Raw genomic sequence first — 16,418 nt, forward strand, 5'->3', positions numbered from 1 at the left:
ATCAGTCCTTCCCGAGCAGCTTCTTCGCGAGACGGTAGGCGTCGGAGTCCGGTGCTTTGGATGCTTCGGTGAAGAGGGCCTCGATGCGTTGCTTGCCGCGACGGCAGACAAAGCGGGCCGTTTGGATCGATCTTTCGTCGCCGAGGGCATGGGCATAAGCCGCGGCGGCGCTCATGGCGAGCAACTCGGAGCCGATGTCCACGAGACGACCCAGCAAAAGCTGGCGGCGTTCAAGCTTCGGGCCGTTCTTCGCCATTGAATGGAAGAGCGTTCGCGCAAGCTTGCGGCTGAGTTTCGCGACATCGCGCATTCCCTTCGCAAGACCGGAGTCGAGGTCGTGAGGTAGGTGAGATGATGCAGGGAGCCAGCGGACGGGATACCACTTCGCGTAGAAGAGTCCTGCCTTCACGGCCGCGTTGAGGCGATCACCGGTGGCCTTGCGGCTATCGAGTGCGGCGGCACCCCGGCGCAAGTGTGGATCCAGCGCTTCACGGGCGATGAAGAGATGCATGATCTCCGTGGAGCCTTCGAAAATCGTGTTGATGCGGCTGTCGCGCAGCAGGCGTTCGATGGGGTCGGGTTTGTCGCCGCGGGCGCGGAGGGAATCCGCAGTTTCATAGCCGCGGCCACCCTTGATCTGCATGGTGCTGTCCGCAGCACGCCAGCCGGCCTCGGTGCCCCACAGCTTGGCCATCGCGGCTTCGAGGCGGATGTCGGCGTGCTTGTCGACATCGACCAAGGCCGAGGTGTAGCGGACCATGGCTTCGGTGGCGAAGGCATCCGCCGCGAGGTCGGCGAGCTTGCCGGCGATTGCCTCATGCTTGCCGATCGCTTGGCCCCACTGCTCGCGATTCCGCGACCAATCGAGGGCGATTTCCAAGCAGCGATCGATCAGGCCCACGCAAGCAGCTGGCAAGGTGAGGCGCCCGGTATTGAGCGTGGTCAGAGCAACCTTGAGGCCCTTGCCCTCGCCCGCGACGACGTTCTCGCGCGGGATTTTCACGCCGCTGAAGCGGATCACGCCGTTGTAGAGCGCCTTCAGGCCCATGAAGTGGCAACGCGTCACGATCTCCACGCCCGGCCACGAGGTCTCGACGATGAAAGCGGTGATCGCATTCGGCTTGTCCGGCAACGGGGTGCGGGCCATCACGATCAGGTGCTTCGCCTTGAGGCCGTTGGTGCACCACAGCTTCTCGCCATCGAGTACCCAGTGGCTGCCATCCTCGGAGAGCTTGGCAGAGGTCTTCATCCGCGCGGGGTCGGAGCCGACCTCCGTCTCCGTGAGGGCGAAGGCCGAGATGTCACCGCTGGCGCAGCGCGGCAGATATTTCTTTTTCTGCTCGTCGGTGCCGAAGGCGATCAGCGGCTGCGGAATTCCGATCGATTGGTGGGCGGAAAGCAGTGCCGTGAGGTTCCCGCAGTGGCCGCCGAGAAGCATCGCGGCGCGGGAGTAATTGGTCTGCGAAAGCCCGAGGCCGCCGAGTTCCTTCGGGATCTTGATCCCGAAGGCGCCCAAGGTGGCGAGGCCGCCAATCACCTCATCCGGAATCTCGCCCTCGCGGTCGATGGCATCGGGGTCGGTCTTGTCGCGGAGAAAGGCGCCGAGCTTCTCGAGGAAGGCATCGCCCTCGGCCTTGGCCGCAGGGTCTTGCATGGGGAAGGGAAAGATCGCCCTGAAATCCGGTGAGCCATCGAAGAGCGAAGCGGCGAAACCGCTCAATTCTCGGCTATCCCGGGATGACTCCGCCAGCTCCAGCGCCGCCCGCTGGCCAGCCGACATCTTTGTCGTGTCGATGATTGAGTCGCTTGCGGGTTCGGGACGCTTGTCGGGAACACCGCGGTCCGGTCCAGCCTTAGGTGACGAGGGTGGGGCTTCGGGTGCTGCTTTCATGGGATTTCGGATTGTTGGGGTTGGTTCCGCCCCTGGGGCGGCTTGCCACATCGAGAGCGTATTGCATCGGACCGCCGCGGAATGGCGCGTAACCGGTGCCCAGAACCATCGCGAGGTCGATGTCATCAGCGGTCCCGGCGATGCCTTCATCCAGGCACATGCGTGCCTCGCGGCTCATGGCCATCGCAAGATGCGAGGCGATGTCCGCCGGGGCGGCTTCCTTGCCGGTGCGCAGCGCGAGCGCGATCGGATTCGTCGAAGTACGGTGTCCATCGTAATTGAAAAATCCGGACCCGGACTTGCGGCCGGTGTGTCCCGCAGAAACAAGCAGTCCAAGGACTTCAGGGATCTTCATGCGGTCGGGAAAGGCATCGGCGAGGGTTTTTGCCACATCGCCCGCGACATCAAGTCCGACCTCGTCGAGCAGGCGCAAGGGGCCCATCGGCATGCCGAAGTCGAGCATCGCATCATCAATCTGCTGGGGATCGCCACCGCGTTCGAAGAGTTGCGCTGCTTCCACCAGGTAAGGCATCAGGATGCGGTTCACCAGGAATCCCGGGGAATCCTTCACCACCACCGGCAGCTTGCCGATCGAGCGGACGAAGGCGACGGCGGTAGCCAGCACGGTGTCGGAGGTGTGGGAGGAGCGCACCACTTCGACGAGTGGCATGCGGTGCACGGGATTGAAGAAGTGCAAGCCGACCAAGCGCTCCGGATTGGGGATGGATTCCGCAAGTTCCCGGATCGGGAGAGCCGAAGTGTTTGTCGCAAGGATCGTGTCGGGGCGGGTCCGGGTGGCGAGATCGGCGAAGATCTTCTTCTTGATCTCCAGTTTCTCCACAGCAGCCTCGATCACCAGATCGCAGCGGTCCAAGGGCACCGGCTGGGAGGTCGGGAAGAGGCGGTCCATTCCCCGATTCACCTGATGCTCGGTGAGCACGTGATGCTTGCGGGCATCGGCATAGTTCTTCGAGATGACCTTCATGCCGCGGGCCAGTGCTTCTTCGTTCACTTCACGAAGCACCACCTCGTGGCCGCGGGTGCTGAGCCAGTAGGCGATGCCCGAGCCCATCACCCCCGCACCGATCACGGCGCAGCGACCGATGGTCTTCGGCTCCGCTTCCACCACGCGATGCTTCTTCGCGCGCTCTTGCAGGAAGAAGAGTCTCATCAGCTGATGGGTCTCCGGGCGTCCCGCGAGCCGTAGAATTGCCTCGCGCTCGTGGTGAAGGCCGTCGGAAACAAGGCCATGGGCGGCATTCGATGCCACCTCCAGCGCGGCAAGCTGCGCAGGATAAAGCCCGCGGGTTTTCGCCATCAGGTCATGCTTCGCCTTCGCCTCGATCAAGGGCGCAGTGAGGGCACTGTTGGAAAGCCGATGGCTCTTCACCCGACGCTTGCCTTTGGTGAGGTAGGTGAGAGCGACTTGATCGAGATTTTCCGGTGCGACGACCTCGTCCACCAGGCCTTTCGCCTTTGCGGCGCGGGCATTCATGATCTTGCCTCCAAGGATCAGCGGCAGGGCGGCTGGCAGGCCGATCAGACGCGGCAGTCGGGTCGTGCCGCCCCATGCGGGGAGGATGCCCAAGCTGGTCTCCGGCAGGCCGATCTTCGTTGCCGGGGCATCACTGGCCACACGCCAATCGCAGGCCAAGGCGAGTTCGAAACCACCGCCGACACAAGCGCCGTTGATTGCGGCAATCGTGGCATAGGGGAGGTGGGCCAGCTTCTCGAAGGTTGCCTGGCCAAGTTCGATCAGATCGCGGAGTTCGGCTCCTTCGACCGAGGACAGCACCTTGAGGTCGGCGCCCGCGACGAAGATCGTTGGCTTGGCAGAGCGGATCACCAAACCCTTCAGTTCCGGATGCGCGGCAAGGGCATCCAGCTTTTCGGAAAGCTCCACGAGCGCGGGCCTGTCGAAGATATTCGCCGAAGAACCTTCGCGGTCGAAGGTGAGGATCGCGTAGTTGCCGTGGGTCTGGAGTTGAAGGTGATTCATGGCCGGTCGGGACTGGAGGGGCGAAATGGAAGGAGTCATCGGGGTTAGCGTTCGAGCCAAAGTGCCGCACCTTGGCCACCGCCGACGCAGAGGGAGGCGAGAGCGCGCTTGCCGCCGGTTTCGCGGAGTTGATGGAGTGCGGTAAGAACCAGACGGGCGCCTGTGGCCCCGACCGGATGGCCCAGGGCGATGGCACCGCCGAGGCGGTTCAGTTTCTCATGCGGGATCTCGGTGGCTTGGAGTTCCTGTCCGCAGATCGAGGGGTCTTTCAACGCGGCGAGCACGGCAAGCACTTGGGCTGCGAAAGCCTCGTTGATCTCGATCAAGTCCGCGTCATCCGGGGTAAGGCCGGTGATCTGGCGTGCCTTTGCGATGGCATGCACGGGACCGAGTCCCATGCGTTTCGGATCGCAGCCAGTGTAAGCATAGCCGGTGAGCCGGCCGAGCGGTTCGATGCCGAGGCGCTTCGCCGCGTCCTCGCTGCCGACGAGAAGCGCCACGGCTCCGTCGGTGATTTGGGAGCTATTGCCTGCGGTAACGCTGCCACCATGGGTGTCGAAGATCGGGCGGAGCTTCCCCAGCTTCTCCGGTGTGGAGTCCTGACGCACGCCATTGTCGAGATCCACGGACTTGCCCGACTGATGTACGGGGGCGATTTCCTCCGCACGGCGATCGGTGGCGGCGAGCGCCTTGCGATGTGAGGCTGCGGCGAAGGCGTCCTGCTGCTCGCGGGTGATGTGGAATTCCCGGGCAAGAAGCTCCGCGGTGTCGCCCATGATGAGCCCGCTGTAAGGATCGGTCAGGCCAAGTTGCAGTCCGACGCGTGGCTTGAGATCCGCCGGACGAAGTGTTGCGACAGCTCCGACCTTCTGGCCGAACTCCTTGGCGCGGGAAAGGGCACCGAATTTGTTGGAAGCCGTGTGAGAATAAAACAATGGCACTTGGGACATGCTCTCAGCCCCGCCCACAAGGAAGAGGTCACCTTGCCCGGCCATCATGCGCTGATGGGCAGCGGTGATGGCTTCCATCCCGGAAGCGCAGTTCCGATGCACGGTCACGGCGGGCACTTTCTCCGGAACGCCGGAACGAAGGGCGATCACGCGGGCGATGTTCGCGGCTTCCGCCGGTTGGGCCACGCAGCCGATGATGACCTCGTCGATGAGGCCCGGATCAATGCCGGTGCGCAGCAGCAAGGCGCTGCAGGCGTGGCGTCCGAGGTCGTCTGCGCCGAGCTCGTCGAAATCGGTGCCCATCCGGGTGAAGGGTGTCCGGAGGCCGGCGATGATATGAAGATCTGCCATGTGTTAGTTATCGGTGGATGGCCGGTGATCGACCACCTTTTGTTCCTTTAATTCTTTTCCCACGCCTTGCATGCGGCGGATCTCGTCCCACGTGTGGAAGAGGATCTCATTCGGTGCAAACTCCACCGCATTCCCGAAGCGGGAGGAAATCTTTTGTTTGAGATCTTCCGGGTTGCCGCCGTTGATCGGCGTCGCGTGAACGAGGACGACGTCGCTTTCCAGCGGGTCATCGTTACGTTTCCGTAGCTCGATCTGCCAGGCACCGAGTCCCTCGGTGTCATCCAGCAGGTTTTCCAGCGCATTGAAGTCGACCAGGGTGCCCTTGAGCTTGCCGATGTTCAGGCGGCGCATGTCGGAGACGCGGGAGATCTTTCCTAACAAACGCGGGCAGGTGCGCCCGCAATGAGGACAGGCCTCATAGGTGATCCCTCCATCGATGAGGTCGCCGGTGCGGTAGCGCATCACCACGGTGCCGCGTGCATCCAGCGGGGTGCAGACGATCTCGCCGGGCTGCCCGTCCGGCACCCTTTCGCCCGTTTCGGGATTGATGATTTCGAGGAAAGTCATGTCCGGATAAACATGAAATCCGGAGGGTTCTTCACCATCCGGCGGCATGCATTCGGTCCACGCGACCTTGGCTTCGGTGAAACCATAGGTGGACATGATGGATACGCCGGGAGATCCGATTTCCTCGCAGAGGGCGCGCAGTTTCCGGCGCATCCCGTTCGGCACTTTCTCGCCGCCGAGTACGATGCGCTTGAGATTGGTCCACTGTTGCTTCTCCGCCGCCGCCTGTTGGAGGAGGTGATAGAGGAAGGTCGGCATCGCGATGATCGCGTCCGGCTGGATCTTCCCGATCAGGCGCAGGTTGCCATCAGTGCCCATGGTCTTTCCACCGCCGGTGGAAAGCATGAAGGTATTGAAGCCGGTGCCCGCGTGGTGGGCCAACCAGAAGGCGAGGTGCGGGGCGAAAGGGAAGGCATTGATGTGCCGCCAGGAGGGATCGGATTTGCAGAGCTCCATCATGCGGCGGCCGCCTTCCTCAAGATTCACAATGTCGTGTTTCGAATAGAGGAAGGGGACGGGTGCGGCGGAGCGGCCGGTGGTGCTGGTGAGAAGGATGGGGCGCAATTCTTCCTCCAGCATCGTCTTGGTGGCGGAGGGGCCATGGGTCAGCGCATAGCGGAGCGTGGACCACTGGTGCTTCAGGACGTGCTCATCCGGGATGATCACGAAGTCCCGCGGGTTTTCGATCAAGCGCTTCGAGGTGAAGGGCAGCTTTGCCAGATCGTCCGTGCCACGGATGTCGCCCGCTTCCATGCCGAGCTCCTTGAAGAGCTTCGAGTAGTAAGCGGTGAAAGGCACCACGCGATCCTTCAGGAAGTGCCTCAGCAGCACATCCTGGCGGTGGTGGAGTTCGTCACGCGACGTCGTGGCCCACCATGGGTTTGAAGGGCGCGATTTCATGGGTCTTGGAATTGGGTTCGAGCAGGGCGCGGATTTCGTCCAGTTGCTCGGTTGCCACCTTGCGCCCCGCATCGATGAACCGGCGGAAGCCGGAGTAGTCATGCCACGGGGCGAAGAAATGTTCCGGTCGCAGGCAAACATCCGCCTTCTTGCAAGATTCGTGGGCCAAGCGGATCTGCGCGGCGCGGATGCTCTGACGGAAGGTGTCGATCATGTTTCCGCGGGCGAGCAGGTTCAGGTTGCCATTGATCGCGGTGCCGAGGCGCCGGTACCAACTCGGGGGGATGTCCTCCTCCGTCAGGCAGCGTCCTTCATCGACATCGGCAAAGGTGGGCACCACCGAAACCGCGATCACCCGATCGACATCCGTGAACTTGTGCAAGGCACCGACCGGAACCGGATCTATGACGCCACCATCGACACAACGGTGGCCATTGATCAGCACCGGCGCGATGATGCCGGGCATCGCACAGGAAGCATGGACCGCATCGGCGATCCTGCCGTGGCGGAAAACCATGCGCTCCTTCGAATCGATATCGACAGCTACCACGAGGACACGGCGTTCGAGGTCTTCGAACTTGATGTCGCCCAAGGAGCGTTCGAGGTGAGCCCGCGCCTTCAGTCCGCGGAAAAGGCCTTTCATGGGCGGGATCATGGGATCGGCCAAGCGCCACAATTGCCTGCGGTCATGCATCTCTGCGGCGAGGTTTTCCAAGTCCTTCCCGGAGAACCCGGCAGCCCACAGCGCGCCGATGTAAGCACCCATGCTGGAGCCGGCGATGGAGTGGATCTCAATGCCATTTTCCTCGAGGACCTGCAGCACTCCAACGTGGGCGAGGCCACGTGCGCCGCCGGAAGAGAGGGCTAACCCGAGCTTCGGCAAAGGAGCGTCATCAAGCGGCCTTTCCCGTCGCTCGGGACGAGGGTCGGCGCGGAAGAATCGCAGGATTTTGCCAAGCATGGGCGAGGGTCCTTTCTGGTTCCGGTGAACGGATCTTTTCGATCCACCTAACAATAGGACAGCCCCGGGAAGATTTCAAATCAACTCCGACGCACAGAGTGTTTGAAAGGGAAGAAATGTGGAGGCACCCCTCATTTCCAATGGAGACGAGGGTGTGGGAAGCGGAGAAATTCCTCGCGGAGCGGGCTGGAGAGGGCGCCTGTTCCGCCTGTTAAAACAGGGAAAATAACAGGCGATCCGGCGGGAACTGCGGAGGTGAACGAAGGCATGGGAGCGGGGAAGAGAAGAATGAGGGCATGACCAAAGTCTGCCGGAATCGTGGCGATTTCTGAACCTTTCCCAGTGGTCCCCTCCGGACTTCTGTCACTTCGCCCCCTCGTGAGCTTCCGTTTCTCCGTCCTTCCGGGAAATCCGGTCGAGAAAAGGGTAGTCCATGTTCAACAGGGGATAACCGGCATGGCGGATGGCAGGCTCCGTCGAAGCGAAGTCTGCGAGTATCCGGGCATCCGCATCCCAACCGTCGCGAACAAAGAGCTTGGCCCCGGACATCTGGTATTCTCCCATCTCCACGTTGCCGAAGCCCGAAACCCGCCAATCGGAATCCAACACCACGATGAAATGGTGGCCCCGTGCCGGTGGTGTGAGTTGGTCCGGCGGGCTGGACCTCAGAAAGAGGGCGTAGGCGATGGTGTAGTTTTTGCCCGCGCGGGTGACCGTCCCGAGAAACTTTGCCGAGCCCAGATGGTAGGTGTTATTTTCTCCCTGCGGTTTTCGAGAGGTCAATCGGTCGATCCCGGAGTTCTCCAGAGCGGAGACAATCTTGAGAAGGACCTTGGGCTCGGTTTGATAGTCCCCTGGCTCGCCAGCCATGCAGGCGAACGGAAGTATCAAGGCAGCAAGGGGGAGAAGGGGATTCATGAGCGCAATGCCACTTGGCCTGAAGTTTTCCTCTACAGGCTGGGGCGGCGATTTCGATCAAGGTGCCGCTACAAGGTGATCTGCGCGCCCAGTTCCACCACGCGCCCGGGGGGGAGACGGAAATAGGCCGTCGCCGGAGATGCGTTGCGCGCCATGATTGCGAACAAGGCGAGGCGGATGCGGTCGAGGGCGCTGGCGTTTTTACCGACACCGTAGGTTTCTCGACCGAGGAAGAAGGTGGCCTTTCCGGGGTGGAAGCGGACTGCTTCGGGGAGGCGCTTCTTCAAGGCCTCGGGAACATCGGGGGTGTCCGCGAAACCGAAGTTCAGATCCACGCGATGGACGCCTTGGCCGAGATCGACGTGCTTCGCGCAGGCGTCTTCCTCGACGTAGGGTTGGTCGAGGGTGGCGACGTGGAGGAGCACCACTTTTTCGTGGAGCACCTGGTTGTGCTTCAGGTTGTGGAGCAGGGCGGTCGGCACGGTGTCGCCGCGGCCGCTCATGTAGACGGCGGTGCCGGAGACTCGGTGGATGCTGCCGCGTTTCAGGTCGCTCAGCAGGGCGTCGACCGGCAGGGCCTCGCGGGAAAGGCGGGCGTAGAGGCGGGCGCGGCCCCAGAGCCACGTGACCATGATGGACATGGCGATGCCGGCGACGACGAGCGGCAGCCAGCCGCCGTGGATGATCTTCAGCGAATTCGCGGCGAGGAACGGGAGTTCGAGGATCAGGAAGAGACCCGTGACCACGCCGGCTTTCTTCCCGGACCAACCCCAAGCCGTGCGTGCGGCGGAGTAGAAGAGGAAGGAGGTGATGACCATGGTCAGCACGATGGCGATGCCGTAGGCGCCAGCCAATGCGGCAGAGCTCTTGAAGGTGGCGACCAGGACGATACAGGCCACCATCAGGAAGCGGTTGATCGAAGGGACGTAGACCTGACCGACGGAATGCTCCGAGGTGTGGCGGATGCGGACGCGCGGGAGGCAGCCGAGCTGGACCGCCTGGGTGGTGAGGGAGAAGGCGCCGGAAATGAGGGCCTGGCTGGCGATGGCCGCGGAGGCCGTGGCGAGAATGGTGAGCGGCACGCGCATCATGTCCGGCGCGAGCAGGAAGAAAGGCGCGCGGAGCGCGCTGGGATCGTAGCTGAGAAGTGCGGCCTGGCCGAGGTAGTTCAGCACCAGGCCCGGCAGGGCGACGGTGAACCAGCCGACCCGGATCGGCCGGGTGCCGAAGTGGCCGAGGTCCGCGTAGAGCGCCTCACCCCCGGTGACGGCGAGGAAGACGGCCGCCAGCAGCGGGAAGGCGTGGTGCCATTCACGGACCAGGAAAGTGATGCCCGCGGTAGGGGAGAGGGCGGTGAGGACCTCCGGGTGGGCGATGATCGAACGGATGCCGAGGAGGCCCAAGGTCGTGAACCACAGGAGAACGATCGGGCCGAAAAGGATGCCGACTTTGCCCGTGCCATGCCGCTGGATGGCAAACATGCCGATCAGGATCAGGATCGCGATCGGAACAACGTATTGGCTGAGATTCGGGGAGACGACGGAAAGGCCCTCCACCGCGGAGAGCACGGAGATGGAGGGGGTGATCATCCCGTCCGCGTAGATCAGCGAGGAGCCGGCCAGGCCGAGAAGGAGGACGGATTTCGGATCGCGGCCGCCGAGGCGGCGGGCTCCGGAGCGGATGAGTGCAGAAAGGGCGAGGATGCCGCCCTCGCCCTTGTTATCCAGCCTGAGGATGATCAGGACATATTTGACCGAAACAACCAGGATCAGTGCCCAGACGATGAGGGAGGCCGCGCCGACCAGATTCGTGGCTGTCAGGGGCGTCGGGTCGATGCCGTGGGGCGCGAAGCACTCGCGGAACGAGTAAAGCGGGCTGGTGCCGATATCGCCGAAAACAATTCCGAGGGCCGCGAGGGTGGCGGCTGCGAGTTTTGGTTGGCGGCCGGAATGGCCGTCGGAAGAATTGTTCATGATCGCGGAACGGATCGTCCGCGCCGCTTTCCAAGCACTCTCCGGACCGGCTGGCCAGCGAAAAGCCCGGCCGGGGAAGCGCCGAAAAAGCTTGAAATCCCGCTAGAACCGCAACTGCGGGGCCTGGCGATTCAAACGTTGCAAGGCGGGTGACGCGAACGTCAGTGACATCCAGCGAATCCCCGCTGGACGCAGGCGGCACAGGTCGTTAAACGCGGCGCGTCATGGCCAAGAAACCGGTGGTGCTCATCATTCGCGACGGCTGGGGTGTGAATCCCGGGGGAAAGAAGACGGCGAAAAAGGACGGAAACGCGACCTTGCTCGCCAAGACTCCTTTTCACGACGTGATGCTGGAGCAGTATCCGAAGGGCTTTCTCAGCGCCTCCGGCCTCGATGTGGGGCTGCCAGCCGGCCAGATGGGGAACTCCGAAGTGGGTCACCTGAACCTGGGCGCGGGGCGGATCGTGTATCAGGACCTCACCCGCATCAACAAGGCGATCGAGGACGGAACCCTGGCCAAGAACAAGATCTTCAAGAAGGCCCTCGCCGCGGCGAAGGGCAAGCGCCTGCACTTCATCGGCCTGCTTTCCGATGGCGGCGTGCACTCCCACCAGGATCACCTCTGCGCGATGGTCCGCTTCGCGAAGGAAGCCGGTGTGGATGACATCATGGTCCACGCCATCACCGATGGTCGCGATACCTCCCCGACCGGCGGGGCTGCCTACGTTTCGAAGGTGGAGGACGAGATCGCCAAATACGGCGCCCGCATCGCCACCGTGACCGGCCGCTACTACGCGATGGACCGCGACAAGCGCTGGGAACGCACCAAGCTGGCTTGGGACGCGATCGTCCACGGCATCGGCGAGCCGATGAACGTGCTGGCCTCCGAGGCCATCGCCGAGAAATACGCGCAGGACAAGACCGACGAGTTCCTGCTGCCGATGGTTTTCGAGACGCCGGGCAAGAAGCTGATGCGCGACGGCGACGTGGTGATCTTCTTCAACTTCCGCGCCGACCGCGTGCGCCAGCTCTCCGAAGCCTTCCTCACCGAAGGGACCTTCAAGGCTTTCAAGGCCGGCCGCCGTCCGAAGATCAGCTACGTGACCCTGACGCAGTACGACGCGAACTATAAGTGCGACGTGATTTTCGGTCCCGACAAGCTGAAGATGGGCTTGGGCGAAACCGTGGCGAAGGCGGGCAAGACGCAGATGCGCATCGCGGAGACGGAGAAGTATCCGCACGTGACCTATTTCTTCAACGGCGGCATCGAGAAGCCGAACAAGGGCGAGGACCGCGCGATCGTTCCTTCGCCGAAGGACGTGGCGACCTACGACCTGAAGCCGGAGATGAGCGCCCAGCAGGTGACGGATACTGTCGTCAACGGCCTGAAAAATTACGACTTGGTGATCCTTAACTTCGCGAACCCTGACATGGTCGGTCACACCGGCGTGGTGGAAGCCGCGATCAAGGCCTGCGAAACCATCGATGCCGACGTGAAAGCCGTGGTGGATGAGACGTTGCGTCTCGGCGGCAAGCTGCTCATCACGGCTGACCACGGGAACTGCGAGTACATGATCAATCCCGATGGCTCGCCGCACACCGCGCACACCACGAACCTGGTGCACTTGATCTACGTGGCGGCAGATGCCGACAAGTACGAGGTGAAAGATGGTATCCTCGCCGACGTGGCTCCGACGCTTCTCGACATGCTCGGTCTCGAGCAGCCGAAGGAGATGACCGGGCACACGCTGCTGGTGAAGAAGTAACGGCGACGGTAGCGAAGCCGGCCCGGCCCGCCGGGAGCCAATCGGAAAGCATGTTCGCAAGAGGGTAGGGACAAGCGCCCCCGTTTGTCCGTGAACTAGGAGCAAATCCTGCTGCCTCAAGAGGTCGGCAGAGCATGAATCGTAAGTCTTGGACCTCAGGAATCCCTCGCGCTCTCCCGGACTCGTGTGGTTCCGTGATGGCTAGCGGTCGATCGGTCGGCAGATCCTCTCAATCGCCTGCCGGCGGCACAGCGTTTCGATGCTCCTTCTCCAGTTGATGTTGCCATTGGCGAATGGCGGATTCGATCTGGGCTGCGCTAGGGGCCGGGTCTGTTCCGGTATCCATGAAGTATTTGGAGTTGTTCACGGCCTTCCGGACTGACATGGCACGAAAGAACCGCGCCCTATCGATATTGCCGGAGTTATCTACCACCGAATCCGGCACCTCGGTCGCGATTTTTGAGGAGGTCGCGACGATCCCGGCCGCATGCTTATAATCCCTCGCGGACCAGACCGTCGGTCCTGCCTTCACTTGTCCGAGCAATTCCGCCGGTGTCGCCCCGATGTCTCCGGGCGTAGTCGAGAGGGTCCAGTACTTGGCGCCCCAGCGGAAATAGGCATCCAAATGATCGGTGGCATCGCTCTCGGAGTCGAAGCCGTAGTTCACGACGGCAAGCTCGCGGTTCGCGGAGATGTCCTTCACGCAGTTCAAATAAAAGGACGCTAACTGTGAATCCATGGCGAGATTGTTAGCCGCGAGCGTACTACTGAAAAGTCGGCCTTGAACGTCGGCGGGGATCGCTTGGTTTCTTGCAACCAGCGCGAGCGCCTGCCGGGTCTCGTTGCCTTCCGGGAAGTCCTCCAGAATTGCGTTAGCCAACGCCGTGCGATCTAGGGTGGGGTTGGTGTTGACGAGGAGCCTGGTAGCGTCGAGCGCGATCGCGCCGGTCGGCAAGCCGTGGGCTGCGGCTTGGGTCCTGACGGCTGCCAAGGATTCCATTGCCTTTTCCTGCAGATCTTTCGGCGTGATCGAGCTCAGCTTGACGGGCGTGGTCGCGGACGGATCCACTTGAATGATCTTGTAGGGCAGTCCCGTGAAGTCGTACTGATTTTTCCATAGCTCGATATTGCCCACGCAGATCTCGTGGACCCCGCGGGGAACCGTGAAGAGGAATAGTTGCCGTCCTTCAGGAAGTTGAGCGATTACTTCCCCGTCCAGCTGCACCACATATCCGGCTGGATTCGGGCGCCCTACGTCGAGCAGGACCACGCAGTCCGTCCGGCGCAGCATGCCGAGAGGGAGATCCGGATTTCCGAGGACGATCTCAGCTTTCTGTCCCGGGTATCCGACTCCCTGTTTTCTCTTGAGGAGCAGCTTGCCGGTTATGGAACGCTGCAGGTCTGCAAGATCACGCACTTCGGAGCGGGCTAGCTCGGCGAGGGGCGCATCCGTCTTGCCTAAGCCCTGCCAGATTTCCAGCAGTGCCTGTGTGAAGTGACATCCTTTTGATAGATCTCCGCCGACGGAGGATGCCAGGATAAATCCTCTGGTCCCGACGTCCCGGTCGTCATTCATCCTGAGTTGGGGGACGTCCTGCCCAGAGTGGCAGCAGTCCAGGAAAATCATGAAGCTGGCGGTAGAGTTGTTGTAGAAGGCATTCGCGAGATCACTGGTCGGAATGCTCAGATTGTATGACTTGGGGTCCTCGCCGCACGGGTCGCAGCCATCCAGGGCCAATGAGGTGAGCCGGGTCGCAGCCATTCCTTTCCCACGGAAGCCGTGTCCGCAGAAATACACGATGACGAGGGAGTTTTGAGGCAGTTGTGGGATGACGTTGGCGAGAAGATTGCGGACGTTGTCCGCGGATGCCTTCGCACCATGCCAGTGCTCGACATTTCCTGCACCCACGACCCCTTCCAGATGCAGCGCCACCGACTTCCCGGTATCGAAAAAGAGCTGATTGAGTCTTTCATCCGCCGGAGCGTCAGGTCGCGCATTCCGGCGGTAAGTGCTGGGACTGATGATCCAGGCTTTGGCGGTCCCTGCGGGCGGGATAGGCTCGCCCGTGGCAGGAAGGCTTGTTAGCAGGAGCGGCAGCAAAAAGAGGGCGGCGACGGCGTTCCCGGGGGTATGCATCTCACTTCAGTTTTGCGTCGAGGGCTGTGAATTCATCCAACGCCGTTTTCCCGAGATCGGATTGTTTCAAGATGGCGGTTTCGCCAGGCATCAACTCTGTGCCTGCACCCTGCATGCCTTGCTCCGAGCGAAGCTCCTCCAGAAGAAAATCCCGCATGCTCCTGGTGGTTTCGACGGCCGCCTGATCACCAGCCGCGGTGCGATGTTTCAGGAAGCAGTCGGCGGCTCTCATCCCGATCAGAAATGCCGCCGTCTTGTTGTCCAGCTTCTGGAAAGTCTCCGCGGTCACTGTTTGGAAGTTCCGGCTTGCGTCGCCACTCCCGTTGATCACCTGCTGCTCAAATTTCGTGATGAGCTTCACGGCCTCATCATTGGCAATCTTTGTCTCCAATTGAGGCGCGACGATGCACGATTCAGCCCTGCCGTCGTCAGGTCTCGGGAAGAGACGCCACACGACGAAGCCTGCGAGGATGACAATGGCCAGGCCCATAATGACCTGATTCGTGGTGGCCTTTCCGCTGGCAAAGAGGTGCCTACGGGAAAATAGTGTTTCTTTGTGAGGGCTGGCTTTCATGGGGGGGAATGAAACGCTGGCGTCCAACCGGCCTAGCGCCGGGGTCCTTTGAACAATTAACTAATGGATATAGCCGGTAGTTTTCTTCCGGGCAAGAAGGAAGAGCATGATCGTTGTCTTGATGGTTCGTGAGAAAGATATCCGGATCTCTGTTTCTCTTCAACTGCCTTGCTGAGGCGCTCGTGTGGACTACGTGCGCCGGCAGTGCGGGACATTCTGGAAGCGTTCCTCACCGGCGCTTCAGGATCGCCTGGTAAATGGGGTGAGGGACTTTGCCGACCTGGCCGCTGGGGGCTATGCTACCCGTTCGTCAGAATGATCCTTCGGAGGTCGCTTTAGCGGGTCTTGTTGCCGAATTTAGCGGCAACCTTGGCGAGGCTTTGTTGGTGACCTTCAATGTAGATCCGTATGTCGGCTCCGGTGAGGCCGGCCCTTCCATCCGGGATGTTCCACTGTCTCCAGAGCAGGAAGAGGTCCTCCAACGCCGAGTTAAAGACCTTCGAACTTCCTACATCACCTCACTCACAAACAGCGCCGGATTCTCCGCGCTGTCCCCCATCTTCATCCCCAGCAGACGCCCATAGAGCGCGCTAGAGGGGGCGAGCAGGGTAATGTCCCGGCCTTCCCACTCCAACTCGAGGCCGCCGGCGGCGGGGGCGAGGAGGAACCACGAGCTTTCTCCGTCCAGGTCGACTTCGACGAGGGCGCCGGCTTCGATTTCATCATCGGGGCCGAAGTCGCGGAGCGTGGCCGCTTCAAAGGCGGCGACGTCTTGTGCGAGTTCTTCGACTTGGCGTGCCTGTCCGGTGGCGAGGTAGGAAGCTTCCAGGCTGCGGGTGTCGTATTTGCCCTCGGCCTTGCTGCCGGGGTCGGTGGCGGCGGCATGAGCTTCCTTCGCGGCGCGGCTCAGGCGGTCGAAGCGCGAGCGGAGTTCGGCGCGGATGAGATCGAGCAGGCGTTCCTTCATCGGGTGGAGCGGAAGCCTTGCGCGAAGGAACCGCCGAGGCAAGATCGCGGCATGATTTCCGTCTACGCCTACAAGAACTGCGATACCTGCCGGAAGGCACTGAAGTGGCTGAAGGAAAACGGCGTGCCCCGTGAGGTGAAGGCGATCCGCGAGACCCCTCCGACCGCGCAGGAGCTGATGGTGGCGGTGGAGAGCCATGGGGGCGACTTGCGTCCCTTGTTCAATACCTCGGGCGGCGACTACCGGGACCTCGGCCTGAAGGACAAGCTGCCGGGGATGTCGGTGGCGGACGCGGTGAGCTTGCTTTCGGAGAACGGGAACCTCGTGAAGCGGCCTTTCGTGATCGGGGAGGGCGTGGTGCTGGTCGGTTTCAAGGAGGACGAGTGGAAGGCGAAGCTGGGGAAGGGATGACGCGGCGTGTTCCTGTGAGAATTTATTGGGAATCACACGGCCACATCTTGCGC

12 protein-coding genes are annotated in these 16,418 nt (G+C 62.0%); 2 read left to right on the plus strand and 10 right to left on the minus strand.

Annotated elements, in window-relative coordinates; all coding sequences use genetic code 11:
• Nucleotide 1: 1 nt before the first annotated feature.
• From HHL09_RS18720 to HHL09_RS18750, 7 genes are all read right to left on the minus strand, one after another.
• Nucleotides 2-1,891 carry an acyl-CoA dehydrogenase family protein gene (locus HHL09_RS18720; protein WP_169456155.1) on the minus strand — a complete coding sequence of 630 codons (1,890 nt, stop codon included), beginning with the start codon at nucleotides 1,889-1,891 and terminating at the stop codon, nucleotides 2-4.
• Nucleotides 1,854-3,890, minus strand: coding sequence for a 3-hydroxyacyl-CoA dehydrogenase NAD-binding domain-containing protein (locus HHL09_RS18725; RefSeq protein ID WP_169456156.1), 2,037 nt, complete (start codon nucleotides 3,888-3,890; stop codon nucleotides 1,854-1,856). Before HHL09_RS18725 ends, HHL09_RS18720 begins: the two co-directional genes overlap by 38 nt.
• A 44-nt stretch (nucleotides 3,891-3,934) precedes the next feature.
• Nucleotides 3,935-5,191, minus strand: coding sequence for a thiolase family protein (locus tag HHL09_RS18730; protein ID WP_169456157.1), 1,257 nt, complete (start codon nucleotides 5,189-5,191; stop codon nucleotides 3,935-3,937).
• A 3-nt stretch (nucleotides 5,192-5,194) separates the two neighbouring features.
• On the minus strand, nucleotides 5,195-6,658 hold the full coding sequence (locus tag HHL09_RS18735; RefSeq protein ID WP_240963661.1) for a phenylacetate--CoA ligase family protein: 1,464 nt from the start codon (nucleotides 6,656-6,658) through the stop codon (nucleotides 5,195-5,197).
• Nucleotides 6,612-7,619 carry a patatin-like phospholipase family protein gene (locus HHL09_RS18740; protein WP_169456158.1) on the minus strand — a complete coding sequence of 336 codons (1,008 nt, stop codon included), beginning with the start codon at nucleotides 7,617-7,619 and terminating at the stop codon, nucleotides 6,612-6,614. Before HHL09_RS18740 ends, HHL09_RS18735 begins: the two co-directional genes overlap by 47 nt.
• Before the next feature lie 363 nt (nucleotides 7,620-7,982).
• Nucleotides 7,983-8,537, minus strand: a complete 555-nt coding sequence (locus tag HHL09_RS18745) for a hypothetical protein (RefSeq protein WP_169456159.1) — start codon at nucleotides 8,535-8,537, stop codon at nucleotides 7,983-7,985.
• Nucleotides 8,538-8,605: 68 nt separating this feature from the next.
• Complete coding sequence (locus tag HHL09_RS18750) at nucleotides 8,606-10,510, minus strand: potassium transporter Kup (RefSeq protein WP_169456160.1); 1,905 nt, start codon at nucleotides 10,508-10,510, stop codon at nucleotides 8,606-8,608.
• Nucleotides 10,511-10,734: 224 nt separating this feature from the next.
• On the opposite strand from HHL09_RS18750, the gene gpmI reads away from it, so the two are divergent.
• Nucleotides 10,735-12,276 (plus strand): 2,3-bisphosphoglycerate-independent phosphoglycerate mutase, encoded by a 1,542-nt coding sequence (gene gpmI, locus HHL09_RS18755; RefSeq protein ID WP_169456161.1) that lies wholly within the window; start codon nucleotides 10,735-10,737, stop codon nucleotides 12,274-12,276.
• 229 nt (nucleotides 12,277-12,505) lie between these two features.
• Here gpmI and HHL09_RS18760 read toward each other — a convergent pair whose 3' ends face one another.
• The 3 genes from HHL09_RS18760 to HHL09_RS18770 all read right to left on the minus strand — a co-directional run bounded on the left by HHL09_RS18760 (nucleotide 12,506) and on the right by HHL09_RS18770 (nucleotide 15,954).
• On the minus strand, nucleotides 12,506-14,413 hold the full coding sequence (locus HHL09_RS18760; RefSeq protein WP_169456162.1) for a caspase family protein: 1,908 nt from the start codon (nucleotides 14,411-14,413) through the stop codon (nucleotides 12,506-12,508).
• Nucleotide 14,414: 1 nt separating this feature from the next.
• Nucleotides 14,415-14,987 (minus strand): hypothetical protein, encoded by a 573-nt coding sequence (locus tag HHL09_RS18765; RefSeq protein WP_169456163.1) that lies wholly within the window; start codon nucleotides 14,985-14,987, stop codon nucleotides 14,415-14,417.
• Nucleotides 14,988-15,495: 508 nt separating this feature from the next.
• Nucleotides 15,496-15,954 carry a transcription elongation factor GreAB gene (locus HHL09_RS18770; RefSeq protein WP_169456164.1) on the minus strand — a complete coding sequence of 153 codons (459 nt, stop codon included), beginning with the start codon at nucleotides 15,952-15,954 and terminating at the stop codon, nucleotides 15,496-15,498.
• Between the two features lie 51 nt (nucleotides 15,955-16,005).
• On the opposite strand from HHL09_RS18770, the gene HHL09_RS18775 reads away from it, so the two are divergent.
• Complete coding sequence (locus HHL09_RS18775) at nucleotides 16,006-16,365, plus strand: arsenate reductase family protein (RefSeq protein WP_169456165.1); 360 nt, start codon at nucleotides 16,006-16,008, stop codon at nucleotides 16,363-16,365.
• Nucleotides 16,366-16,418 lie beyond the last annotated feature (53 nt).

This window comes from Luteolibacter luteus, assembly GCF_012913485.1.
In the GTDB taxonomy this organism is placed as follows: Bacteria; Verrucomicrobiota; Verrucomicrobiia; order Verrucomicrobiales; family Akkermansiaceae; genus Haloferula; species Haloferula lutea.

Bases quoted from the DNA above. Each gene is read 5' to 3' on its own strand.
- HHL09_RS18720 (WP_169456155.1), bottom strand. From the start codon at position 1,891: ATGAAAGCAGCACCCGAAGCCCCACCCTCGTCACCTAAGGCTGGACCG.
- HHL09_RS18725 (WP_169456156.1), bottom strand. From the start codon at position 3,890: ATGAATCACCTTCAACTCCAGACCCACGGCAACTACGCGATCCTCACC.
- HHL09_RS18730 (WP_169456157.1), bottom strand. From the start codon at position 5,191: ATGGCAGATCTTCATATCATCGCCGGCCTCCGGACACCCTTCACCCGG.
- HHL09_RS18735 (WP_240963661.1), bottom strand. From the start codon at position 6,658: ATGAAATCGCGCCCTTCAAACCCATGGTGGGCCACGACGTCGCGTGAC.
- HHL09_RS18740 (WP_169456158.1), bottom strand. From the start codon at position 7,619: ATGCTTGGCAAAATCCTGCGATTCTTCCGCGCCGACCCTCGTCCCGAG.
- HHL09_RS18745 (WP_169456159.1), bottom strand. From the start codon at position 8,537: ATGAATCCCCTTCTCCCCCTTGCTGCCTTGATACTTCCGTTCGCCTGC.
- HHL09_RS18750 (WP_169456160.1), bottom strand. From the start codon at position 10,510: ATGAACAATTCTTCCGACGGCCATTCCGGCCGCCAACCAAAACTCGCA.
- gpmI (WP_169456161.1), top strand. From the start codon at position 10,735: ATGGCCAAGAAACCGGTGGTGCTCATCATTCGCGACGGCTGGGGTGTG.
- HHL09_RS18760 (WP_169456162.1), bottom strand. From the start codon at position 14,413: ATGCATACCCCCGGGAACGCCGTCGCCGCCCTCTTTTTGCTGCCGCTC.
- HHL09_RS18765 (WP_169456163.1), bottom strand. From the start codon at position 14,987: ATGAAAGCCAGCCCTCACAAAGAAACACTATTTTCCCGTAGGCACCTC.
- HHL09_RS18770 (WP_169456164.1), bottom strand. From the start codon at position 15,954: ATGAAGGAACGCCTGCTCGATCTCATCCGCGCCGAACTCCGCTCGCGC.
- HHL09_RS18775 (WP_169456165.1), top strand. From the start codon at position 16,006: ATGATTTCCGTCTACGCCTACAAGAACTGCGATACCTGCCGGAAGGCA.